We start from the raw sequence: 26,502 nt of genomic DNA, 5'->3' as shown, positions 1-26,502 counted from the left end.
GAAAATTACGCTAGAACTAGGCAAAAATTTTTGTATCTAGTTGTTCTAAATAAAAAATTTTTAACGACGTTATAGTGCAATTTAATTCGTTAAATTGATCAAAGATTTATGCAGGTTGGTATAATTACTGGTGGCAGTGTCGCAAGACATTGCCGCTGTAACGGTATTGATAAGTAAAATACAAAGTGGAATAAATCATTTTTGTAAATGTTAACTAATTATAGTTAAAAAAAAGCAAGCCAGGTGGCTTGCTTTTAGCGTTTTTAAATACACACACTTATAGACTCGATTTAACTATAACCTTTAAAATCTATAGCTTGCGCCAAATGTAATACGGCGGTCTGTAATACCTTGGAAACAAAGTAAAGCACCTTCGTTTACACAAGACTGGCTAACTTCTGACTCAGTTAAGTTAACGGCTTCAATACCGATATTTAGCTGATCGTTCACATCATAACTTATGCTGGCATTAAGCTGCCCTCTGTCTTCTTGTACAACAGGGAAACCCCATGGGAAGCTTGAAGTGCTACCAAAGTCAGTTGAACGGTACCCTTCGCGCCACGTGTAACGCGCTCGAGCAGATAGACCGTATTTCTCATAGTAAAATGTGATGTTATATGCGTTTTCTGACAGATCAATGAGTGATTGCTTAGCACTGATGTCTGCATCCGGGTTACCGGTTGTTAATGCAAAAACAGCATTTGCACGACTCGTTGCGGTGTCAAATGATTCACCACCAGAAAATTCTTGATAGGTGTAGTTAGCAACAACACCAAAACCTGATGCCCAGCCTAGCTCTTTTTCAAAATTTGATAAGTCGTATTGAGCTGCAAGCTCGATGCCTTGCTGTGTTGTTTCGCCAGAATCATTAATAGTAGTTTGTGTTGGTACACATAACCCTACACCAGCATCTGGGCCAAATACGTTTATGTCAGCAATTGGGTTAAATATGCCGCCGCCTTCACATTCAGGACCATTTGTATCGCGAAAGCCTGTGCTTGGGTCTTCAAATGGGTCAACTTGCTGTGTAACGTGCAAATCGCTACGTGTTTTATGAAAGTACCCCACACTTAATAAAGCAGCGGGTGCAAAATACCAATCAGTGGATATATCGAAAGAGGTTACTTCTTCTGGCTCTAAGCCTGAGTTACCTATTGAAACTGCACTATTAGGGCTGGTGCCAAACGTAACGGATGTAGATAGGTCATCAAAATCTGGGCGTCTGATATCTTTTGACCAACCTAGACGAACAATCACATCTTCACTTACATTCGCGGCTAAATTAAATCGTGGTAAAAAGAAATCGTAATCACCTTTTGACGTTACTTGAGTCACCAGTTCGTTGCCACTTCCATCTTGAGTAACAGAGTTACCTAGCGATGTAACTTCAGTCTCTAAATAACGTAAGCCAAAGTTACCGCGAAACATGCCATACTCAAAATTAGCTTGTGCATATAAGGCATGTGTTTCTTCTTCAATATCAAAAAACGCATTTACTTGAGACGTTGGTGAACTTATTGGACCACGATCAGAACCCGTTATAGCATTATTAGCTTCAATCGCTTGGTTAAGTGCTGCTAATACAGCTTGTGGATCAGAGGATGCAAGCTCTGGGTTTATAAGTAAGAAATCACGAATATAAAGTGCTCGCCCATCACCATCATTAAAGTTATCTGGGCCCGCTGTTAATAATTGTGCAAATAAATCACCCGTTGGACTATCAGCCATATTTCTTAAACCAACGTTAGAGCGAACTTGATCCGACATACTGCTCGTTTTGCTGTAGCGGTAGCCAAAATCGACTGACGTTATTACATCATCTAAGTAATATGTAAAATCTGTACGAAACGCATCTTCTGTATTTTCTGACTCATCTTGCCCTTGGTTTACGTCACGTAGAACAACATTTGCAGGGTCGAGTAATTGAGCCATTGTTGGTGCGTTTGCCTCCCCCGTTGCAATACCAAATGTAAGTGCATCACCTGTAAGATCATACTCAAAAGGAGTACCGTTTTCATTTGACGAATTAGTAGCGACATTTGGATTTATAAAATTAAGCGTTGTATTAAAGCTTGGTGTAGTTGAATCAGAACGAGAGGTTGAGGCTTCAACACTTGCAAATAATCTATCGCCTTGCCATTCGCCCCCTATTCTAAATATTTTGCTTTTTGTTATGCGTGAATTAGTATCACTAGAAAAACGTAAATTAGGATCGCCACCACCGTCTTCAACCGGAATAACGCCTCTTACGGCCGCTTGTATGCTGCCTAGGTTTTGTCCGTCAAGTGAACCAAAATTAACTGTTTCAAATTCACTCGGTATTGATACATTTCTAAGATCACTTAGGCCAGATGCTTGTACTCTTGAGCTTTCTTGGCGGCGCTCTTGATCGTTAACAACTGCATCAAAAAAGAATTTTATATTATCGTTTGGTGCATATTCAAATGTACCTGCGAAGTTTTTTGTCTCGTATTCGTAATTATCGTAATCTTGAATTAAAAATTGTACTGGTAGAAAATCAAACGATTGTGCGCTTGCAGCACCACTATCAGCGGCTACCGAATTATCTCTATCTGCGCGAGGACGAAATGCGGTTACGTCTTGCTCACTGTAACTACCACTAAATACAACACCAAACTTACCGCCAGAATCAAGCTCCCAGTTATCACCCCAAGCACCCGATACCCTAGGAGTAACACCATCTGTTGATAAGCTACTATCTTCACCTTGAACTCTAATTGAGCCTAGAGTTTCATTTAACTGTAACGGGCGAATTGTTTTAAGGTTTATTGTTGCGCCCACAGAGCCTTCGATTGTTTTTGCTTCAGGTGACTTAATTACTTCTACACCGGAGATGATTGCAGCTGATACATCTTCAAAACTAATGCCACTTCGCCCAGACCCAGAGCCAACTGTTGATACGCCGTTCACTTCTGTACGATTAGCATTGGTACCACGAATTTGAACGCCCGTACCTACCCCTGCTTCACGGGTAATTTGAATACCCGTTACATTTTCAAGTACTTCTGCGAGGTTTTGATCTGGTAGCTTACCAATATCGACAGCCTCAATAATCTCAACAAGGCTATCTGCTGAACGCTTTTGTGCAAGCGCATTTGTAAGCGATTGTCGAATGCCTGAAACCTCAATAACCTCAAGATCGTCTGCAGCTTTTTTTGGAGCTTCTTGCGCCTGTGTGGACAAAGACATACCAAGTGCGGTTGCCGATATAACTGCCAGTGTAATTTTAGATAACTTGTGACTCATAGTTTTTTTCCTGTGTGTGTGAAATGCTATGTTTAACCAGCTACTTTATTGTTTTTATTAAAAGCCCTTAATTACTACAAACCCTTAACTTTATATTTACACCCAACCATAAAAAGGTCAACCTTTTGGTAATGAATTTAGATTAAATATTATGCAATATGTTATTACCAAAATAGAAAAACCTACCTAACCTTTAAATTAAAATCATAAAGTAGATTTTAAGTTCATGTTATTTATTGATTTTAAATTTAATTAGAAATTGAGCTATCAATTACAAGGGTTAAAAGAGTTAGTGTTTTAAAAATGAAATAATTTAGGCAAGAGAAACCGATGATGTTGTACGCACTTAATAAATGGCATTATTGGTTAACCAATTTTTTTTCAGTCAAGAAGCGTTATTAGAAAGCGAACTGTGTTGAGTACTATTTATTAGCGTTATTGAAAATATAAAATTGAAGAATTTAGGGATCAAAAAAAGGCGGTAAAACCGCCTTTTTAATGAGATTTAATGTTTAACTATTATTACAGCTTGTAGCTTAAACCTAAGAATAAGCGTGGGCCGTAGTCATTCACTTCACCTAAGTTTCCTTCAACAAAGAAATCTTGTGATTTAGGTGCGCTGAACAAGTTAATTGCTTCTGCTTTAACTCTAAAGTGCTCATCAATTTTGTATGATGCGCGCATTTCCCATACGCCTACAGAATCAACATAACGAAGTCGAGTACCATTTGTAGTATATGGTTGGAAATACTCACTACGATATTTGTAAATAACGGCAGTATCAAACCCACCAATTTGGTAGTACAGCTGGCTGCTAAATACATGCTTTGAGAAGCCAGGTACTGAAGCTGACTCAACAATACCGTCAGTTAATTGTGTAGTATTACCGTCTACATCAGTAACAAACGTATCGCCGTATAAGCTATCTTGGAACTCAAAGTCAGTGTCTGCATAGTTGTAACCAAATTTCATACCGATGCCATTATCCCAGTGGTAAGAAAATGAAGCTTCAAGACCTAATATTTCACTGTCCTCGTCTGACGTAACAGAGTTGGTGATTGGTAGTGAAACTGTTTCACCGGCAACAGTAAAATCTTCAATTACGGTTTGTTGTTGAAAACCGCCATTGAACTGTTTGTAGTATAAGCTTAACGCTAAGATTGAATCTTCGTTAGGGTACCATTCAAACGCAGCGTCGTAGTTCCAAGACATAAGTGGTTGAGTGTCTGGATTACCAGAACCATTTACACCCACTAATAAATCGCTGATTGATGTTGCTGTACCTTCTGTATCTTCTTGGAATGTACGGCTATAACCTAAATTAGATGGATTTGCGCGTGACATACCACGGTATATACCTGCTCGGAATAAAATATCTTCGCTGTAATCAATAACTAGGTTAAAGCTTGGTAAATACTTAGTGTAATCGCCACCACTTTTTATTTTATCCAGTGAACCGTTATCAGACTCAACTAGAGACAGTACACCGGTATCACTTGTTACAACATCAAAGCTATTTCTAAAACCAATCGAAGTTACATCTGTGTCTACAATACGAAGACCAAAGTTACCGCGAATGAATTTGCCAAACATTTCAGTATCGTAGTTAGCCATTAAGTACACTGATGTTGTTTTTTCTGTTACATCAATTGTACCTGCATTTTCATATTCAACTTCTGGGTAAGCAAACACACCATCAGCGTTAGAACCAGCTACAGCTTGTGAGAAACATACGTTGTCGTATGTAGCCCATGATGAACCTGTACCGCTAGCTACAACGTTACCGTCGCTATCAATATTTGTTACGATATCACCATCAGATACACTCGATAAAAAGCCTGATTCAGGGAAATCGATTTGACAACCTTGTAATACGTCAAGCGCTTCAGTACCAGAGTCTAGTGTAAATTCGTTTCTTGAACCGTTACCTTGGCTACCACCATACTGTAGGAAGGTCATTTCAGATGTTCTAATACCACCTTGAATACTTGTAAAAACGTTGCCATCTAGCGCATAGTCAAAATCTAGTCGCGCTGATATAACTTCGTTTTCACGAACATTTTCACGGTCAAGTCGTGTTCTTAGGCTATCTGTAAAGTTTGAAATATCTGTTACGTCAAAATCTGTCAGTGTGAAATGAGGAATTTCATCGCCCATATCCCAAGAAAAGAAATTGCGACCTGATGTTCTACCACGGTTAGATATTTGAAGTTCTTCACGTTCAGTTTTTGAATACGCTAAATCTAAGTCAACAGTTAATCTATCGGTAACTGTATGTTCTATATTTATGCCGTAACCTTGGTAGTTTTCTTCACGAGAAAATTGCTCACCCGCTGATTCAATACGCTCTTCACCTTCCCAATGTAAAATACCGCCTACATCGTTAGTTACAAGTGTTGGACCGGTTACACCTGGTGTTGCACGTTTTTGTAAAAAGATTAAATCGTGGCGTGCTTCTTGTTGTGTTCTATCTGAAATTTGTGCATCAAAGTTAACATCCCAATCAGCTGACGGTTGGTATTGCAGTGCAAAAAATACTGCATCACGTTCATCTGATGTCTCGTTTTGGCGAAAGCTTCGGCTACTGCCAGTCCAAGCATACGGAGTACCATCACTTACTGCTTTACCTGTTTCTGGATCGATTTCTGTATCGTAACCTTGGTTGCTACTGCCATTAACTTGGTCTTCACAGTCGCCTGCGCTGCTACGATAAAAACCTTCATTGGTATTAGTCGGATCGTTTAAACACGCCCACAATGAAGAACCTGATGGGCTAGAACTTCTGTATTCAGCCTCTGGTTGACTAATTTCTTGGCGCTGCACACCAAAAGACACACCAACGGCTTGGCCGTTATCAAATTCAAACTGATCAACATAACTAAACGTGCCACGGTAACCCGCGTCACTTTGCAGCGAGTTATCTACATTACCTTCGTCTGGGTTGTAATTTAATTTAACCTCAGCTGATACACGTTGTTTGCCAAAATCAAGTGGAGTTATAGTTTCAAGTGCAATAACACCTGCAACACCACCTTCAATCATTGAGGCATCTTGCGTTTTATATATCGCTACTTTTTTTACAAGTTCAGAAGGGAACTGCGAAAAGTTAACTGAGCGGTCACCACTACCATTAGTCGCTTCACGACCATTAATGTGTGTTGCACTTAAAAATGGACCAAGACCACGGATAGTGATTTCTGTAGCACCACCGTTTTCACGGTGAGATGCAGCACCTGTAATTGATTCTAGTGCTTCACCGATAGACAGTGCTGGTAAATCACCAATATCTTCAGATGACAGGCCATCAACTACCGTTGTTGCTTCACGTTTAATTGCTATTTGATCTTGTATCGTTCTACGTGTACCTGTAACACTAATTATTTCAACGTCTTCTTCAACTTCTGTCGCTTTTCCCTGATCTTCCTGTGCGCTTGCTGTAAATACGCAAGAACTTGCCATACCTGCGATGACCGCTGTTCTTACCCATTTTGCAACTGGGCGCATTGCAAACTGCCCTGTTGTAGAATTATTGTTATCTCGTGACTTCAACGACATTTGAATTCTCCGCTGGTTGTTGTTGTGTGATTTTAGTGTGTTAGCTTGTTATGCTGATGTATATTTTATGTGACCTTTGGCATTAATATACTTAAACCCATCACGATGATCAACCAATTTGACGTTTTAATATTACCATAAGGTATACCAATTTTAACTTAACGGCATTACCAGTAGGTCAGGCAGGTTTTTTATTAGAATATAAACAGCTCTAAACTAGTCGATAAATGAGTTATGTAGGTTGAGAAAAGTGTGGTGATTATTAATAAATAATAAAAAAGCCCCAAATTTGGGGCTTTTAAAAGTTAACTGATTATTTGGTTACTTAATCGTTTTGTATTTTCCATGTAGATCCAACACCTACTTCAGATGATTGAATATAATGAAGACCTTTAGCACCTGCCTCTGCCTGAAGGCCTGCAGGGTCAGTTTCTAATAACGTACTTGCTGCTGTAACGTACTCAAGCACTTCTTTACCGTTAGTTGCTGGGTCTTGGTCAATTGCACCATCAGTATCGAATGCGCCATTACCATTTAGTTTTCTGATTTCAACCCAGTCACCGCTTGCATCGCCTGATACTCGACTATCCATATAACCAAAGTTGTTACTTAGCACCGAACTATCATGATTAATTAAGTCACAGTCATATTCAAAAGCATGGTCACTATCAAGTGTATTTGGGTAAAATAGGCCTTGAGTTTTAGCACTGCTGCTTATTGTATCTGCGTCTGTTTGATCACCTAAACCGTTTGCAATTAAATTTCCATTAAAGTTTATAACAAACGCATTTTTGGTCAGCCCATAGAGTACCGGCGCATTCGCTGCGGTTAACTCATCACAATCACTTGTTGGTGCTTTAGAGCCTATTTCCGTACTAAATACAATAGGTTGCTGTGAGTTCAAAACCGTATTGTTTGTTACATTTAGTGTAAAGTCGCCAGCGCTATCAAGTACAGCTTGGTTACCCGAGTTTGGCACACCGCCATCAGCTTGTGAAAATGGGTTAGCTGTAAATACAATACCGCCCGCTTCTTTATTACCAGAACGAATACCAGCAATGTAGTTGTTACTCACAGTGTGACCAAGTGGTGTGATCAATACCCCAGCAGGTCTGTCGCTTGAGCTTGCAATATCTGTAGTACGAATAATGATGTTGTCTGTAACACTATTAAATCCACCATCTTCTAATGAAATACCACCATTAGGATTTATGATTGTATTGCCTTTGATGGTTGCGCCAGAAGTTTGTACACGCATTAAACGACGACCCGTTACAAAGTTTTCTACGCGGTTATACTGAATAGTAAAGTTTGCGTTATCAGCTGCACCACTACCCGTTGTACTACCTGCATTAATTAAGTATAAACTTGATTGATCAAAGTTTGGATTATCACTGTCACTAAATAAATTATATTGAATAACGTGATCAGAGCTTGATGATGATATTTTTATCACAGACCCTTTTTCTGCTACATTTCGATTAGAGAATGTATTTCGCTCAACCAACGCACTTTGACCTTTTATCATCAGCCAATGGTATTCAGAGTTATTGAGTGTCGCTTCTTCTCCATCCATCGTGTTTTGCGAAAAAGTAAAGTTATCCCCTTCTGAGTAAATAACAGCACCTTCTTCGGTTTCACAAAATGCACCCGCTTTAGTATCTATATTCTTAAAGGTAAGCCCTGTTAACCCAGCGCCATCTACTCCAGCAGCTACATGCACACATACTTCACCACTAAGTACAGGAGTTTGACCTTCTACAGCGCGAAGCGTTACTGCACTGGTTAATAAAATTGCGTCCATATCAGCATAAACACCCGTGTTTAAACCAATAACATCACCGTCAGCTAAACCGCCACTTATAGCACCAAGGAGTGCTTCAGGGCTACTAACTAATTGTGTGTAAACCAATGTATCAAGTGAGTTTGTAACCTCACTCGCAAAGCCATCATTATCTGTATACGTGGCTTTTACTGACATTATTGAGCCAGCGTAATCAGAAGGCGTAAATGTTTTACTATTGCTCCCAGCTATTTCAACGCCATCAGCAGACCAAGTATAAGTAACGTTAGCCTCTTCAACGCCGTTGTTATCAGTTATCTCAGCGGTTAACTCGCCATTTGTTAAATAAGGCACTACACCCATAATGGCTACGCTACCGGCTTCGTCAACCGCAACAGCAGAAACAGCAATTGTTTCCTCTGATGTATTATCCTCGATAAACCCATTATCATCTGTATAAGCAACCTTAACACTTACCTTTTGACCTAAAAGTGATGCATCAACTGTAAAGGTGCTCTCTATTGCGCCATCTATCTCTTGAGCGTCAGCAAGCCATTGATAAGTGATATCTCCTGTCGCCCCATCGGTATCATTAATTTCTGCTGTTAAAGTATTTCCAACAGTTGGCGTGCCGCTAATTGTAACTTCGCCTTCTGAGTTTGTTCGTGCGACAACCTCTGTACCGGCTGAAGTTACAGACTCGTTAAACCCACGGCTATCTTCAAAAGATGCACTAACTGTAATAACTGTACCAAACTGTGCGTCTGTTAACGTGAGCGTTGAAAGTGCTTCATCAGCAATTTCTACGTCATCTGCAAACCATTTATAAGTTACTGTATCGCCATCAAAGCCATTGTCGTCAGCTACATTAGCAGTTAGTTGCGAACCAACTAGTGCGTCACCTGTAATAGTTAAACTTGCAGGAAATGCGATTGCGGCAACATCTGCGGTTGGTTCTGTAATATGCGATTCATTAATACCGCCATCATCTGTATAAAGCCCTTGAACTGTAATTGGTAACCCTATCTGATCGTCAGTCAATGTAAATGAAGCGCTATTTGCACCAGCAATTGCCTCACCATCTGCATACCAGTAGTAAGTCACGTCACCTGAGATACCATCAGGGTCACTAACTTCAGCTGTTAATGTTTGTCCGCTTGTAACAGTTCCACTAAGAGCAATAGAGCCCAAGTTGTTGTCATTGTTGTTTGAGTTTGTGTCACAACCAACGATTGCTGCTGCAATAGCGCATAGCGCAAAATGTTTGAATTTCATGGTGGCTCTATTCTCCAAATTTATAGTTTTAATATTTGGCTATCTATTGTGTGTGTTACCAAATAAATCATGTGTTTATTACCAAATTCATTTGAATTGCAAATAAATTGTTAACCAACTTGGTAATATAACCACAATAAAATAAGTTTTTCCACTATCCCAACCTAATTAAACAACAATAAATAAACACCAAGTTAACTTTGGGCTTTTATTGTTGGTTAAAAATTGAATTCAATTGTGAAAAATAACGTTGAAGATACATAGCCTTATAGTAAAAACTTAGTTTTATATAGGGTTTAGAAGGTAATATTATTAAATATATGTGAAGTATTCTTATTTGAAGACAATAAGAAAAGAAGTGAGTTTGTCTAAAGAGGATGATTTACAAAGAGAATTAAAATTAAAGGTAAAAAGGGGCAATTTTCTTACCCCTTTTTTTGAGTGCTGTTTTATAACATGGCGTTATTATAAAACTCTACAGGCTCATTTGAACCCAAAGCTACAGGCACACGCTGGTGCAAGCTAGTGGGCGCAATATCTAAAATTCGCGCTCCTCTAGAGGTTGCTTTACCACCTGCGTTTTCAACTAAAAGTGCTAACGGGTTTGCTTCATAAAGCAGTCTTATTTTTCCGTTATCGTTACCACTGCGTTTATCTTGTGGATACAAAAATAACCCGCCTCGGCATAAAATACGATGAACGTCACCTACCATCGCTGCATTCCAACGCATTGAGCTTTTTTCAAAGCTTTCACAGGTGTATAGCAATTTATCAAAATACACTTGTGTTGGTTCGTCCCAGTAACGGTAGTTAGCCATATTTACGGCAAATTCGCGACTTTGTTCTGGCACACTTAACTGCTTGTTTGTCAGTAAGTAACCGCCATGTGTTGAGTCTAACGTATAACAACGCGTAGGACCGCCAGTACTCATTACAAGTAATGATGAAGGGCCGTATAACACATAGCCTGCACACACTTGATTTACACCGGGCTGACTAAATTGCTCGTCGCTATCAAAAGGAACATCATCACGGGCTAAGTAAATAGTAAATATAGTGCCTATTTGCCCATTAACATCAATATTAGAAGAGCCATCTAACGGGTCAAAAGCAACAATAAACTTACCTTCAGGGTGGCCGCATACCGCATGATCTTCTTCCTCTGATGCAACAGAACGTACGCTGCTATCATCAAGTAGGATGTCTTTAAGTAGTTGGTTTGCGATTACATCAAGCTTTTTTTGAACTTCACCTTGAACGTTTTCATTCAAAGTTGAGCCTAAAACACCGGCTAATTCACCTTGGCTTACTCGAAAAGCAATTTCTTTACTGGTCGCTAAAATTGTGCGAATAAGTAAAATAAGATCGGTATCTACACCGTCTTCTTTCAATACTGTATTTAATCTTTTCATGCGCTATACCTGTTTACACAATTTAGATCGTCAAAGCATTGCTCTAGCCTTGCAACCATACTTTGCTCTGAATGACGCAACCATACACGAGGGTCATAGTATTTCTTGTTTGGCTTATCATCCCCGTCAGGGTTACCAATTTGCCCTTGTAGGTATGCTTGCTTGTCTTTGTAGTAATCTAAAATACCTGTCCAACACGCCCACTGCGTATCGGTATCAATATTCATCTTCACTACACCATACGTTAAAGACTCTGCAATTTTACTGTACTCAGAACCACTACCACCATGAAAAACAAAGTTAATTGAGTTACTTGGTAGATTAAATTTTTCTGATACGTAAGCTTGTGAATCTTTTAAAATAGTTGGCGTAAGAACAACGTTACCCGGTTTATATACTCCATGAACATTGCCAAAAGAGGCTGCAATTATAAAGTTAGGGCTAATACGACTTAAGCGTTCGTAAGCAAATGCAACATCTTCAGGTTGAGTATATAAAGCAGAACTATCTAAGTGTGAGTTATCAACACCGTCTTCTTCGCCACCCGTGCAACCAAGCTCAATTTCAAGCGTCATACCTATTTTTGCCATACGCGTTAAGTAACGTTCACAAATTTCGATATTTTCTTCTAAAGGCTCTTCTGACAGATCAATCATATGTGAGCTAAACAATGGTTTGCCAGTCAGTTCAAAGTGTCTTTCACCTTCATCAAGCAAACCATCAATCCAAGGTAGTAGCTTTTTAGCTGCGTGATCAGTGTGAAGCATCACTGCTACTTCATAATGTGCTGCCACTGAATGTACATATCTTGCAGCACTTACCGCCCCAAGCACAGCTGATTGTTGCTCTGGTAAAGATAAGCTTTTACCACAAAAAAATTGTGCTCCACCATTAGAAAGCTGAATAATAACGGGCGAGTTTTTCTTTTTAGCAGCTTCTAGCGTCGCATTAATAGATGTTGTACTAACAACATTTACCGCTGGCAAAGCATATTGATGTGTACGTGCATGCTCGTACACAGCACTTACTTCGTCGCCAACGATTACGCCTGGTAGTATTGTTGGGGCTAAATAATTCATTTATGAAATCCTTTCTATTTTAAAGCCTGGATACAAGAATCAGTAATTGCTTGCCAATTTTCTTGTTCAACCCATTCTTTTTTCGCTATCCAAGTACCGCCAACGGCGAATACATTATTTAAAGAAAGATAGTCCATTTTGTTACTTTCGCTAACGCCACCTGTAGGACAAAAGCTGACTGCTCTAAATACTGACGACACAGCTGACACAAAAGGAGCGCCACCAGCAAGCGATGCTGGGAATAATTTTTGCTCTTCAAAGCCATACTCAAGCGCCATTAAAATATCACCGGTGTTTGATACACCAGGAAGTACCGGCACATTACATTTAGCAAGTGCTTCAAGTAACGTAGGAGACACCGCTGGGGTTACAATAAAATCAGAACCCGCTTCAAGTGCTTGCTCCAAAATATCAGTATTGATGACTGTCCCTGCACCTACTTTTAGCTCAGGCACCTGTGCTTTAATAGCTTTTAATGCCTCTATTGATGCCTCTGTTCTTAGCACTACTTCAACTAAAGTAAGCCCAGCATTGGCCATAGCTTTCGCTATTTGAACACCTTGCTCTGGAGTATCTGCTTGAATTATAGGTAGCAGTGTTTGTCCTGCCATAAGTTCAGAAAAGCGAGTCATAACGTTGTTCCTTTATAAAAAGTAATGCGGCCGAGGTATGGCGGCCTTTAATGTTTAATTATTTTGTTATACCAATTGCATTAAATTAATGAGCTATTATAGCGATAAGAAAGTAGCTCAATAACAAGGCTAAAATTATGATACATAGTTGCTCTATATAAATAATTTTTAACGTAGTTAGTGAGTTATTTAATACGCTAAGGTGATCATGTTTTTAATAAAATTGGTATCACATGCCTGCTTCAGCCATTGCTAGCTGAAATATATCTTTTGGAGCAATAGCACCTGGTTGCTGTATAACAGTCCCTGCCGCTTTTGCAGCAAGTTGCACGGCACTTGAAATTGATTTATCAGATAAACGTGCACCTAAGTAAACACCGTTAAAGGCATCGCCTGCTGATGTTGTATCTACAACGTTTTTGACCGGTACAATAGTGTGACTTTGAAGCGTATCGCCCTCTTTTGTCACTACCGATTCAGGGCCATTTTTAACAACAATTTCTTCAATTTGGTAAGGCTTTAAATATTCAACAACTGCTTCTACGCTATGAACGCCATAAAGTGTTGTTAAATCTTCAACGCCTGGTAGGGTAATATCTGCAAACGTAAAGGCTAAATGATACTGCTCTTTTGTTTCCTCTACACTATTCCACAAACGTGCTCTGTAGTTAGGATCAAAAACGATTTTAACCCCAGCATCTTTAAGCTGCTTTACAACTTTCCAAAAGTCTTCACGTGCACTTTCTTCAATTATTGCTAATGAAATTCCTGAAAAGAAAAACATATCACCTTGGCTAAGCTGCTCGAGTGCATCAGCATCTAAAAAATCAACAACCTTTTTAGCTGCAGAATCATTGCGCCAATAAATAAAGCTACGCTCACCATGCTCATCAGTTTCTATGTAGTACATACCAGGTACTTTGGTGTCGTGAGCAAATACAAGTTGCGTATTTATTTGTTCACTCTCAAAGCGTTCTAGCATTTTTTTACTTAAATTATCTTGACCTAAAGCCGTAACAACCGAAGTAGTAACCTGCGGGAAGCAACGTTTTAAATACACTGCAGAATTATAAACATCGCCTGCAAATGATTGGTGCAGTGTTGCCGCGCTCATAGCTCTAAGCTCGACCATGCATTCACCGATAAAGTAAATATTTTTCATCTTGGAAGTTACCCTATGTAGTTAACTGCTATGCACATATACAAAATATGTTGGCATAGCAGTTATTATCTAGATTATTGAGGCTTTTTAAGAGGTTCTATTTTTGGAATTAAAATCCAAACAGCTGCCATTGCAATGATGGCCAAAGAAGCACCAATTACAAATGCTGGTGTGTAGTTACCATCAGCAGTAAGAAAAGGTACTAGCGATGTAAGACCTACAGCACCAAGCTTTGCCGCCATACCAGAAAAACCTGATAATGTACCCACTGCTTTTTTACCTAACAAATCACTTGGTAGTGTTTGCACGTTACCAATTGCAGTTTGAAAACCAAATAAGATAACAGCCATAATTAGTACCGCTGTTGTTGGTCCGCCTGGATTTGCCATTGCAAGTAGCGCTGGTAACATAATTAAACAACCCAGCGTAATAGTAAGCTTACGTGTTTTATCTGTATTCCAACCTGCTTTGAGTCGATTTTGAGCCAATAAACCACCAAACCAAGCACCAAACATAGCGCCAACATAAGGTACCCAACCGTATATACCAATAGATTTAACATCCATGCCGTATACTTCGTTTAGGTAAATAGGGATCCAAAATACAAATAACCACCAAATTGGGTCAATTGCGGCAGAGGCAATGATTACACCCCAGCTTTGCTTACGAGAAAGTAACTCAGCAGTTGTAGGGTTATATTCCTCTTCGTCTTCACCAGTTACATCACCGTTGTCATCAACACGTCTTTGACCCGTTAAGATATATTCACGTTCTTCGGCAGTCAGCCAAGGATGTGAGCTAGGCGGTGCTTTAACTAAAATTAACCATGGAACTAACCAAAGGAAACCTAATGCACCAACAAAAACAAACACCATTTGCCAGCTAAAGTAGATAGTTAAATAAGCAATTAAAGGAATAGCAATAATGCCACCAATTGCGGCGCCAGAGTTAAAAATACCCTGTGCTAAAGCACGTTCTTTAGTAGGGAACCATTCTGCGTTACCTTTAGCTGCACCAGGCCAGTTACCGGCTTCTGCTACACCTAAGATTGCGCGAAAAATACTAAGACTAAGTACACCTTGTGCAAATGCATGCGCAACGGTTGCAATAGACCAAACACCTATTGATAGTACAAAACCGAAGCGTGTGCCCACCCAGTCAAATATTTTACCAAAGATTGCCTGACCAAATGCATAAGCAAATACAAACACAATAGAAATATTAGCGTATATTTGTTTGCGTTCTAGCGCTGATTCATCAGGAAATAAATCTTCAACAATGTCCGGCCAAAGCACACTAAGTGCTTGGCGGTCGATATAGTTAATAATGGTAGCTAGCGCTATTAGCGCTATAACCCACCAACGTAAGCCTTTAAGTTGCATAATTAATCCTCAAGAAAGTCTTCACGCGCTGGGCTAAAAGTATCAATCAGGATTCCGCCTGTTGGGCAGGTAGCTCCATGATCAGCAAACGGTGGGATTAAGCAGCTATCACCCGGTTTTAAGATTTTAGTTACGCCATCAATGTTAAAGTGAAACTCACCTTCAACAACATACGTTACTTGAGAATGTCTGTGAGCATGGTTATAACCAATAGCCCCTTTCTCAAACCAAATTTTAACAGCCATTAGCTCTTCGTTATAACCTAGCATTTGACGTTTTAGACCATTTCCTAAGTCTTCAATTTCGGTCTCGTTACCAAATGAAAAGTTTGCGCTTTGCTTTTGCATCCTATTTACTCCTGATTATTGTTCATCATATAAACGCCTAATCGGCCATTTAAAGTGAACTCTTTATTTTGATAATTGAATGTGTTTTTAGCTGATGTTTGTGCTTTATTAATTGCCACTAAATATGAGTTGCCTTTAATATCAAGTTCAACAAGTGTTAAATCGCCCTGCTGACTATATTCAAGCTTTGTAACTCGACTAACAGCTTCTAGGGTATATTCTTTACTTGGGTTGTACTCACCATGTGGCTCTAATACAGATATAAACTTATGTTGCTTTTGACCCTCAACACGACGAATAAAACCATTTTCGTTGCGTAAATTAAAGTGAGGGTCATTTGCGCCTATTTGAGTAAACAAGAAAGACTCATCACCTTTTACCAAGCTCGTTTGCGTATAAAAACGACCATTTTCGTTTAGCCACGTTACTTTAGCTAAACCACTTTGAGGTTGCGCTTGAGCTTTAAGCCATAAATGTTGGTAGCCATTTTTAGTACCTAGCGCAGACAGCTGCGTTGCATTTGCTTTTAACTCAAAGCTGGTATCGATAAGCTGACCTTTATAATGCAAAGGCAGGTCAAGCTGATGCGCTTTATTTGCAACAACATCAAATATATCAAGTGCAACTGTGCTTTGTAGTTCAGGTAAGTTAATAAGTGCAAGCGTACGCTCAAGATCAACGCCTTTATAAGCTGTGCTTATTTCGCCGCTTGAAACCGTGCCGTATTCATTCGTTTCGAAAAAGTTAAGTGTAGGGTAATTACTATTTCCTACTTCAACATTTGCATTAAAATGCGTTGTTTCGTCAACCACTACCGTATTGTGCGCAACAGTGTGTTTAGCGTAAGTTTCGTTTTCAGGTAAATAACGACCGCCGTATTTAGCTTCTACATTTAAAAAACGTGCTGCGCCATAATCAGATACAATTTCATTTCCGTGGTCGTAAAACTGCCATGTTAATTTATCAAAATGACCATGGCCCAAACCTTGTGCAGCAGGTTTAAACAGTAGCGCTTGATCGCCACCTACCTGCGTTCTCATTACAACTAGAGCACCTTGTTTACCGTCATTACCATCACCGAAGGCAACGGATTTAAACGAATAAGGTTTTGCCATGTTGTTATCAAGTGCTTGAGCTACTTTTAGCCCATCACCAGAGAGAATTATTTGGTCTTGTTGCTTAGCAATATCTAAATAACCTGCATCGTTGGTTAAGCCATACGCTGCCGTTACCCCATTTACTAACTCAATGGTATCGATGCCTTTACTTTTTATTGCATCGTTAATTGGGAAGAACAAACCGTTGTAGCTAAGTTGAATCGTCGTATCAATCGCTTTTAATAATATGCCATCGCGATATTCAAAGATTTTTCGTTGTGGTTCGTTGTTTTCAATCGCTTTAGCAAACGTTACAAATGGTAATAGTGCAAAGCGTTGATAGTAAGGACCTTCGTTATAGTAACCTTGTGGTGAAAACAGCATCTCTAGCTGCTTAATAAAGCCACCCTTACCCGACTTTTCTAAATCGTATAATGATTTTTCTACCCACTCAGGTTCGCCTAATACATACCCTGCCATGCCAACACCCGCTGTTGCCCATGTTCCATGGTTATGTACTTTATTAAATGTAGACGGTTGGCCTACAGATGTGAACAACGAAACAGGACGGAGTAAGTCATTCTCGATTGTTTTAATATTATCGGCATTTAACGAGTCATGAATTAGATCATAAGCTTGTATTGTGTACACAAGCCACATTGCTTCATTTAGGCTTTGCCAAAAAAACTTACCTGGATTTTGCGAGTCCATTTTACGTTTTGGATGCAGACCAAGCGTTGGGTATAATTTTGCATACTCAAGCAACATATCACGTACATAGTTAGCGTATTTATCATCTTGGCTTAATTGATAAATAATGCCCGCGTTGTACATAAGTTGATAATTTTTCTTATGGCGCTCATGTGTATAACCACCACCGCCATCTTTTGGAACTGGTACAGTGATAGGCTGTGCAATTTGTTCATCTACTTGCGTTTTTAGCGATTCAAATGCAGTAGCAAACTTTGTGCTACCGTTGCTACTAATTGCTTGGCGCATTTGCTTAACATCATCAGTAGTAATCACTAAGTTTGGGTGCGCTGCATGCGCCTCCAGTGATGTAAGTAATGTAATTGCAGCTACAGCAGCTATTTTAAAACGTGTTTGGCATTTTAATAAGTACATAGTATTTACCCTGCCTTATTTAAAATGTTGTTATTTTTTAATACTGCCGTGTGTGGGCCTTTAACTCTTAACTCTTTAACGCTTGGTGCTTTAGTGGCATCAAATGTATTGCCTGAGATTTCAGTTTTAGGCTCGCCTACTGTGTGCTCTACAACAATAGGAGCAGATTTAACAAATTTATTATCTTTAATATTAGTAACCTGAACACCGTGAACATAAATGCTCGCTTGCTCTTTGTTACGCTTACCAAGGCCAACGTTATTAAGCGTGTTACTTGTCATTTCAAAATGAGGACCAAATGTACTTTCATCAGTACCACCACGGTAAAGCTTAAGTACACCGCCTTCTACATTATTAAATGTATTATTATTTACAATGACGTATTCCGCGTTATAAACACCTAAGTCTTCAATTTCAGTATTTAGACGTAAAATGTCACCTGTTACTGTATTAAAGGTATTACCTGTAACAATAATTTCGTCAGCCATTGCACCTTTACCAGTGATAAAGAAATGGAATGAATGATTAATATCTAAAGCATTTAACTCTGAGTTGGTCATTACAAAGCGGTAATTATCAACCATACCCCATTTTTGCGTACGAACAATGCTGTTACCTATTGCATCTGGCGCGTTTTCACCTGAAATTGATAAACCATCTAGTTTTAAGCTGCCGCCATCATGTATTTCAAACAAGGTAGAGCGTTGAAAAGTAAGTTTAGACTTTGTGTTCTGCTTTGCTTTAATTGTCAACGTTTTATCAATTTTAACCAGTTTAGACACATCATACTGGCCAGGCGCTAGTTCTAGAACATCGCCCGACTCTGCATTATCAATAGCATCTAGTAATGCACTTACATCAGCTTTAACAGAATGTGTCTTACCAGAATCAAAATCAACTAAAGCAGGTACTTTTGCATACCAACTAACACCGGTATCTTCTTTTTTAAGTACTTTTAAATCGCGCTTTGCACCTACATTTAAACTTTTAGAGGTTGAGTAAAGTAGACCATTACTTGCTTTTTCAAGCGTGATTTTTTCTTTTTTTACACCGTACGTTAGCTCAGAAAGCACTTTTGTATCTGCAATGTTGTTACTTAATACTAACCCACTTACATCGTCGAATGTTGTAAATGGCTGTTCACCATCTTGGTTTATGATTAAATTGTTTTTCATTACGCTATTTTTTGGAGCTGCGCTACGCTCAGCATCGCTACCTGCAGCAAGTTGAATATGACGCACATTTATAAATGTGTTGTTTTCAATCGTCGCATTTTCTACTTGGTGATAACGATTAATAGATGAATTTGGTACGCCGTTCATCACAGTAAAACCACTGCCAAAACGATAGCCTGTTAGGCCTTGTAGGTAGTTATTTCTTACAATTTGATCTTTATTGATAACGCGGATACCACCTGTGTGATCAACACCATTACCAATGAAGATATTTTCTTCTATAAGATTGCCGTTACCATGGCGCAGCGTTAATGTACCGCGCGCTTCATAAAATACGTTATTACGAAGGATGTTTTTACCTGATTTAACCGAAACAATTTCTACTTCACCATTGGTACGTTCAAAGTAATTATTTTCAACCAATGTATGCGAATCAGTTAGTGAGTAATGGCTTGTGCCAATACGCAGGGTTTCACCACCGTTAGAACCAAAAGTAGGACGGTAGCCAAAATAGTTGTTATCTATACGATGATAGTTTTCTTGGCTTGCTTTAGTGTTTAAACGAACAGCAACTGTCACACCTTTATTTCGTTTGCCAACTAAATGACTATGATCAAAGCGGTTATGTTGTCCATATAAGGCAACCCAATAATCAGACTCTCGTTTGTCTGGATTACTGTAATTATCGATTACTGTTTGAGTAACTCGTGAATTGTAGGCTAATTCATTTTTATTTTTACGAAATTCTATTACAGCTGAGCTCGGTGTGTAGCCGTCTTTAAATACTAAACCAGAAGCTTCAAGGTATTTACCTGCAAGTCTTAGGTTAGATTGACCTGATAGAATTACTTTTCCGTTAGTTTCAGCGGTTAATATAATAGGAGAGTTTTTTGTACCTTGGCCTTCAAGTAAAATTTCGAAGTCAGACCAAGTACCATTTTTAAGTACTACTTTGTCGCCAGCAACTAGATTAGCTGCGATATCATTAAAAGCTTGTTTATTTTCTATAAAATAATCTTTGGCCGCTACTTGTGTGGATATGCAACCGATGAGAACTAGACTAAGCTTTATTGTATTAATCAAACGCATAGTTAACTCTTTTTCGTTGTGACTGAAAGTAGTGCTTCATCAGAATTAAAAAAAGCTGACATTGCACAAAGACTTTAGTCAATTGGTGTCATGTGTGTTAAAGCGCTTTAAGTTAAAGCTCAAAGCGCTCAATAAGGTCGAGAAGTATTACTTTTCTAACTTTTTGAAGTAATCAAAAATTTCAGGAACGTTACCTTGACCCATACCAGCGTCAAACGCTGCTTGTAGGTTAGCTGATGAACCTTCAGCGATTTTTGATTCAGTACCTAGGTCTTCTACCATTTGTAGGAAGTAGCCTAAATCTTTGTTTGCATTAGCAATCGAGAAACCAAGGTCGCTAACATTATCAACTGCATAGTTTTTACAAAATTGCATAAACGGTGAGTTAGATGGGCCAGTCGACATAATGTCGAAAAGTTGTTGACGGTCAACACCAGCAAGCTCTGCCACTGCAAATGCTTGTGACATAGCACATACTGTCGTCATGCCCATGAAGTTGTTGATAAGCTTAGTTGTATGACCTGCACCTAGCTCGCCAAGATGGAAAACGTTTTCACCTTGATCTTCCAGTACTGGTTTAACTTTATTGAATGTATCAATATCGCCTGCAGCCATAATGTTTAAAAGGCCGTCTTTAGCATGTGCTGGTGTACGACCTAGTGGCGCGTCGATCATGCCTGCGCCTTTAGCTGCTAAATCAGCACCAATTTTTTTAGTAGATGATGGGATAGAAGTACCAAAATCAACTAATACTGCACCTTCTTTAATACCCGCTAGGATACCGTCTTCTGCGTAAACAATTTTTTCTACAACGGCAGACGTTGTAAGACAAAACATAACAATATCTGAACCTTCAGCTAGCTCTTTTGCAGTGCTTGCTGTTTTTGCGCCTCTAGCAACACATGCTGCAACCGCATCTTTGCTAAGGTCCATAACAATTAGCTCATAGCCTTTGTTTTGTAAATTTTCGGCCATGTTGCCGCCCATTAAGCCTAAGCCGATGAAACCGATGACTGGTTTTGACATGAATAACTCCTAAATATGTGGCGCATACTTTTATAAGAACAAGTAAAATTTACTCTATAAATACGCTGTGTCTTTTGTTTCAATTTGTAGAGTAACTTTAAGCTTGAGTTATTTATAAATTAACCTGTGCAAAACGTAACTCTGATTAATTACCAATACATTGCATTCACTCAAACCAAGCAACTTACCAATTGGTATGCAAAAACTGTATTACCATACGACTTTTTTGTCAACCAATAAGTTAACCAAGCAAACGCCACATTTTTACAAATTACACAAGAATTAATTTAATATCCTATTAAAACATGTGGTTATATATCAACAGCACAATTAAGCAAAGGTTAACTTTTGTTGAACAATCAGTAACTTTTTTTACACTAATAGGTTGACCAATAATTGAGTACTGGTTATTTAAGCATCCAAAATTTAATAAAATGATTCATTAATTGGTAATTTATAAAGGTCGAACTCAAACTGTTTTAAGCCCACTCTCATATTAAGGTTGTGATTTATATGTAATGCCTACATATATGGCTAATACATATAGCCCCCCTAAAACGCGCTTAATAATAGCGCTTAGTTAAAAATACCCTTAACTTTGAATAAATAACTAAAGGAACTAAAAATGCGTTTATTACATACTATGCTTCGTGTAGCCGATTTGGATAAATCAATTGCTTTTTATACTGAAATATTAGGTATGAAAGAATTACGCAGAGCTGATAACAGTGAATACAGATACACTCTTGCCTTTGTTGGATATGGCGACGAAGCAGATAACACAGTATTAGAGCTAACTTATAACTGGGACGAGGATAGCTACGACCTTGGTAATGGATATGGTCATATTGCTATTGAGTTTGATGATATTTACAAAGCATGTGCAGATATTAAAGCTGCTGGTGGCAATGTAAGCCGTGAACCAGGGCCTGTAAAAGGCGGTACTACTGAAATTGCTTTTGTAAAAGACCCAGATGGCTATGCAATTGAGTTAATTCAGAAAAAAGAAGACATGAGTAAATTTTAAATTACTTAATAACTAATTTAAGTTATAACAATTTGCTTAATGCCAATCTGCTTATATATGGGGTCTATTTAACGTTAAGAAAATTACGCTAGAACTAGGCCAAAATTTTTGTATCCAGTTGTTCTAAATAAAAAATTTTTAACGACGTTATAGTGCAATTTAATTCGTTAAATTGATCAAAGATTTATGCTGGTTGGTATAACTATGGAGAGGTTTAATTTTATATATAGTTCAAATGGTTATGCAGATTGGTATTAAATAAAAGGTGCTTTGCAGCACCTTTTTTTAACGCAACTGACTATCTTTACTACCACGCCTATTAAACGATTTAGCGCTGGTACCATTGCCTTCTATTTCAGCTTGGCATGCAACACAGTAGCGAACTCCTGGTAGCGCGAGCCTTCGTGCTTGTGGGATTTTTTCATCGCACTCGTCACATAGCTCAGCACTTGCACCAGATATTAAATTGCTTCTTGCATACTGTACGGCGTCGTTAACACTTGCATCAATTTGATCTTGAATTGCACCGTCTCGTGCCCATCCACTTGCCATAAATCCTCCTAATAAAGTTGGATGTTTAAATTTATGCTACCAAATTGAATCTTTATAAGTACTGAATAATAAAGCTAGGAATGGGGTGTTATTTGAAGGCTTCAACTATAAAACTATATTTTACATCTAAAGAAAGACGCTGTAGTTGCTCCCTGTAATCTACTTTCAAAAAGATCAACACTCTAAAATCAGGCAAAAAAAAGCAGCTAAAAAAGCTGCTTTGTAATTCTAATTATTTATTTAAATATTAAAGGCTGTAATCAACAACCTTCATGCCTAATTTTTCAAGCTCAGGGCGAAGTGTTTTAGCATCACCCACTACTAAATAAATCATATCTTTAGTGTTTAAGTGTTTTTTAGCTAAGGCGTTAACTTCTTCTTTGCTAATATTGCTAACAATCTCATTTCTTTCTTTTACAAAGCTAGGTTTTAAATCGAACTCTAATATTTGTGCTAAAAAGCCAAGTTTTGCATTAGGCGTTTCGTATTTAAGCGCATCTTTTTGATTGATAGCTTTACGCATAAACATAAGCTCTTCATCCGTGACACCGTTTTGAGCATAGTTATTAAGCTCATTAGTAAACTCTGTAATAGACGCTGCAGTAGAGTCGGCTCTCACCGCTGCAGAAGCTGTAAAGCCGCCTGATGTTTTATCACCCCAAAAACGAGAGCGAGCACCGTAAGTGTAGCCTTTATCTTCTCGTAAATTTAGATTGATACGGCTGTTAAACGTGCCACCAAATGCAAAGTTCATTAAGTTAGCTTTAAAAAACTCACCAGTAATGTCTTCAACCATATCGCGTTTACCAATACGAATTTCTGATTGAGGGGCATCTGGTTTATCTACAAGATAAATGACATTAGTTTCTACTTTAGGTTCACTGAAATCAACAGTAACTGGGCTCGATTTACCTTGCCAGTTTGCAAGTGTAGCTTTAACCTTTGGCTCAATTGTTGACTCTTTTAAATCAGAAACAATAATGACTTGCGCGCCTTGTGGTTTAAAGTTTGCGTTATAAAAAGCTTTAACGTCATCTAATGTAATAGCCTCAATACTATTAAGCGTTCCAGTACTTGGAAGTGCAGCTATATTGTCGCCATATAGTAATTTGCTGTATGTATTAGATGCTAAATACCCTGCATCCTTCATTGAATGTTGAATATTTTGAATGATTTGCTTTTTATTACGCTCAAAGTCATCGGCATTAAATGCTGGTTTAAATAATTTCTCTTCAACAAGCTTTAGCGTTGCATCTACATTTTTAGTTAAGCTAGAAACATACACATTTGTATGTGTTTTGTCTGAGTAGATACTTACCTGGCTACCCAGTTTTTCAAGCGCGTTACTCATTTGCTCTGTAGTGTAGTTTTGCGTTGACTCGCTCATTAACGATGCAGTCATTGACGATAAACCCACTTTACTAGCTTGCTCATTATACAAGCCACCCGGAACTTTAATGAAAATAGCGGTGGTTGGCGTTTCTGTACTTTGCGTACCTAATATTTTAATACCGTTTTCGGTCTTAGTTTGCCAAAGAGAAGGAACATCAACAGCAGGATTTGCGCCGGCTACAGGGTGAATACTTCGATCAAATGTATCAACAGCTCTTCGTGCTACTAAATCATCAGCTGAAGTTGTAGATGGACCTCCAAAATCATGCGCTTTAGGCGTAAAGTTATCTGGGGCAGCTATAAGTTGAGTTTGACCTTCTGGCACAACACTCATAATAACGGCAGATTTACCTTTGATATATTGATTAAAAACACGCATAACATCAGCTTTTGTAACTTTGTTATAACGTGCAATCTCATCTTTAGCTGAGTTTGGGTTACCTGTAAACGTTTCAGATGCGGCTAGTTGAGAGACTTTTCCTGATACGCTTTGCAGACCAAAAATTGCACCTGACTCTATTTTAGCTTTTACTTTATCTAAATCATCTTGTGTAACGCCACGCTCTTCAAATTCAACAAATGAATCACGAATGATTTTTTCCATATCAGCTAACGTTTTCCCTGCTGTAGGATTTGGTAAAGCATAAAGACTAATTGAACACGCTAACTCTTGACATGGATGATTTGCACTTGCTTGAACAGCAAGTTGAGTTTTAACTAGGTTTTTGTATAGTAGTGAATTATTACCTCCACCTAATATTTCAGCAAGTATATCAAGAGGTGCTTCATCTTCAGAGCGAGCATAAGTCGTTGGGAAACTCATACTTAATAAAGGTAAGTGAACCTTATCTTCCATTGAAATATATCTATCAGCATCTAGTATTACAGCTGTTTTTTCAACTTTAGGTATTTCAGGACCTTTTGGGATTGGTGCAAAGTATTTAGTAACTAATGGCAGTATTTCATTAGCGTTGATGTCACCACCGATGGTAAGCGTTGCATTATTTGGTCCGTACCATTTTAAAAAGAATGCTTTTAAATCATTTACATTTACGCGATTTAAATCGTCCATAAAACCAATTACAGGCCATGAATATGGATGGCCGTCTGGATACATCGCTTGAGCAACACGTTCACCTAAACGACCATAAGGGCGATTATCAACACGTTGGCCGCGCTCATTTTTTACTGTTTCGCGTTGTACTTCAAATTTTTCTTGGGTTACAGCATCGAGTAAAAAGCCCATTCGATCAGCTTCTAGCCACAACATTTTTTCTAATTGATTTACAGGTACTGTTTCAAAATAATTTGTTCTATCTGAGTTAGTTGTACCATTTAAAGTACCGCCTGCTTCAGATATTATTTTAAAATGTTCCTCATCAGCAACATTCTCTGAACCTTGAAACATCATATGCTCAAAAAAGTGAGCAAAGCCTGACTTACCCAACTCTTCGCGAGCAGAACCAACGTGGTATGTTACATCAACGTGTACTAAGGGATCTGAATGATCCTCATGCACAATTACAGTTAAACCGTTATCTAGTTTATATTTTTTATACGGTATGTTGATTTCACCTGCATTAGATTTCACTGATTCAATAAGTGTAACGCCAGGAATTGATGTTTCTGTAACAATATTTTTATCAATAGCTTGAGTTGGGCTATTACATGCAGCCAACCCTGATGCAAGTAAAACAGCAAGTGCAATTTTTGTGAGTTTCATTTTTTAGTCCATATTTAAATTAACTCAATGAGTTTAAAGACTAATTAAAAGTACAACAAGGAATATGGAGCGATTATGGGTTTGGTTTTGTAACAAAGTGTAAATAGATTGATATAAAAATGAAGTATAAAATGAGGGTATTAATTTGTGGTTTTATTCTAATAACACTGCACTTTCCTATCTAAGTAGTAAATGACATATCTAAGAGATTGGTACTCTTGATAACGTCGTGCATAGAGAGTGCGGTGTCACACTACTTTACACAATACTTAAAATAAGTAAGTGGCGTCCCCAAGGGGATTCGAACCCCTGTTACCGCCGTGAAAGGGCGGTGTCCTAGGCCTCTAGACGATGGGGACACATAAATGTGTCACTAGGACAACTGAATTTTTAGACTCGTTT

The 26,502-nt window shown here is 38.5% G+C and carries 15 protein-coding genes and 1 tRNA gene; 1 reads left to right on the top strand and 15 read right to left on the bottom strand.

The features are described 5' to 3' along the window. Nucleotides 1–303: 303 nt before the first annotated feature. The 12 genes from H5117_RS02355 to H5117_RS02300 form a co-directional block, all read right to left on the bottom strand. Nucleotides 304–3,267, bottom strand: coding sequence for a TonB-dependent receptor (locus tag H5117_RS02355; protein WP_182736054.1), 2,964 nt, complete (start codon nucleotides 3,265–3,267; stop codon nucleotides 304–306). 522 nt (nucleotides 3,268–3,789) lie between these two features. Beyond that, entirely contained in the window at nucleotides 3,790–6,822 is a 3,033-nt protein-coding gene (locus H5117_RS02350) for a TonB-dependent receptor (protein WP_182720601.1), read from the bottom strand. Between the two features lie 325 nt (nucleotides 6,823–7,147). Further along, nucleotides 7,148–9,880 (bottom strand): poly(beta-D-mannuronate) lyase, encoded by a 2,733-nt coding sequence (locus H5117_RS02345; RefSeq protein WP_182736053.1) that lies wholly within the window; start codon nucleotides 9,878–9,880, stop codon nucleotides 7,148–7,150. Nucleotides 9,881–10,329: 449 nt separating this feature from the next. Next, nucleotides 10,330–11,292 (bottom strand): class 1 fructose-bisphosphatase, encoded by a 963-nt coding sequence (locus H5117_RS02340; RefSeq protein WP_182736052.1) that lies wholly within the window; start codon nucleotides 11,290–11,292, stop codon nucleotides 10,330–10,332. Further along, complete coding sequence (gene fbaA / locus H5117_RS02335; protein WP_002962276.1) at nucleotides 11,289–12,371, bottom strand: class II fructose-bisphosphate aldolase; 1,083 nt, start codon at nucleotides 12,369–12,371, stop codon at nucleotides 11,289–11,291. Before fbaA ends, H5117_RS02340 begins: the two co-directional genes overlap by 4 nt. A gap of 14 nt (nucleotides 12,372–12,385) precedes the next feature. After that, nucleotides 12,386–13,003 carry a bifunctional 4-hydroxy-2-oxoglutarate aldolase/2-dehydro-3-deoxy-phosphogluconate aldolase gene (eda, locus tag H5117_RS02330; RefSeq protein ID WP_058154918.1) on the bottom strand — a complete coding sequence of 206 codons (618 nt, stop codon included), beginning with the start codon at nucleotides 13,001–13,003 and terminating at the stop codon, nucleotides 12,386–12,388. Nucleotides 13,004–13,232: 229 nt separating this feature from the next. Beyond that, nucleotides 13,233–14,165 (bottom strand): sugar kinase, encoded by a 933-nt coding sequence (locus H5117_RS02325; RefSeq protein ID WP_024596888.1) that lies wholly within the window; start codon nucleotides 14,163–14,165, stop codon nucleotides 13,233–13,235. A 74-nt stretch (nucleotides 14,166–14,239) separates the two neighbouring features. Further along, nucleotides 14,240–15,547, bottom strand: coding sequence for an MFS transporter (locus H5117_RS02320; protein ID WP_002962964.1), 1,308 nt, complete (start codon nucleotides 15,545–15,547; stop codon nucleotides 14,240–14,242). Between the two features lie 2 nt (nucleotides 15,548–15,549). Next, nucleotides 15,550–15,894, bottom strand: coding sequence for a cupin domain-containing protein (locus tag H5117_RS02315; RefSeq protein ID WP_002962963.1), 345 nt, complete (start codon nucleotides 15,892–15,894; stop codon nucleotides 15,550–15,552). A 5-nt stretch (nucleotides 15,895–15,899) separates the two neighbouring features. Further along, nucleotides 15,900–18,116 (bottom strand): heparinase II/III family protein, encoded by a 2,217-nt coding sequence (locus H5117_RS02310; RefSeq protein WP_182736051.1) that lies wholly within the window; start codon nucleotides 18,114–18,116, stop codon nucleotides 15,900–15,902. A 5-nt stretch (nucleotides 18,117–18,121) separates the two neighbouring features. Further along, nucleotides 18,122–20,380 (bottom strand): polysaccharide lyase 6 family protein, encoded by a 2,259-nt coding sequence (locus tag H5117_RS02305; protein ID WP_182736050.1) that lies wholly within the window; start codon nucleotides 20,378–20,380, stop codon nucleotides 18,122–18,124. A 147-nt stretch (nucleotides 20,381–20,527) separates the two neighbouring features. Then, the gene (locus H5117_RS02300; RefSeq protein ID WP_002962960.1) at nucleotides 20,528–21,406 is read right to left on the bottom strand and encodes an NAD(P)-dependent oxidoreductase; all 879 of its coding nucleotides are present in this window, start codon (nucleotides 21,404–21,406) and stop codon (nucleotides 20,528–20,530) included. Nucleotides 21,407–22,031: 625 nt separating this feature from the next. Here H5117_RS02300 and gloA point away from each other — a divergent pair. Further along, nucleotides 22,032–22,433, top strand: a complete 402-nt coding sequence (gene gloA / locus H5117_RS02295; RefSeq protein WP_024594782.1) for a lactoylglutathione lyase — start codon at nucleotides 22,032–22,034, stop codon at nucleotides 22,431–22,433. Nucleotides 22,434–22,718: 285 nt separating this feature from the next. Here the strand turns inward: gloA and H5117_RS02290 are convergent, their stop codons facing one another. The 3 genes from H5117_RS02290 to H5117_RS02280 form a co-directional block, all read right to left on the bottom strand. Next, on the bottom strand, nucleotides 22,719–22,985 hold the full coding sequence (locus H5117_RS02290; RefSeq protein WP_182736049.1) for a DksA/TraR family C4-type zinc finger protein: 267 nt from the start codon (nucleotides 22,983–22,985) through the stop codon (nucleotides 22,719–22,721). A gap of 247 nt (nucleotides 22,986–23,232) precedes the next feature. Continuing rightward, entirely contained in the window at nucleotides 23,233–26,100 is a 2,868-nt protein-coding gene (locus tag H5117_RS02285) for a pitrilysin family protein (protein ID WP_182736048.1), read from the bottom strand. 283 nt (nucleotides 26,101–26,383) lie between these two features. Continuing rightward, nucleotides 26,384–26,459, bottom strand: a tRNA-Glu gene (locus H5117_RS02280). Nucleotides 26,460–26,502 lie beyond the last annotated feature (43 nt).

Origin of the sequence: Pseudoalteromonas sp. SG45-1 (assembly GCF_014164135.1) — a bacterium.
Lineage (GTDB): Bacteria > Pseudomonadota > Gammaproteobacteria > Enterobacterales > Alteromonadaceae > Pseudoalteromonas > Pseudoalteromonas distincta.
This window is presented reverse-complemented; position numbering and strand designations above follow the sequence as displayed.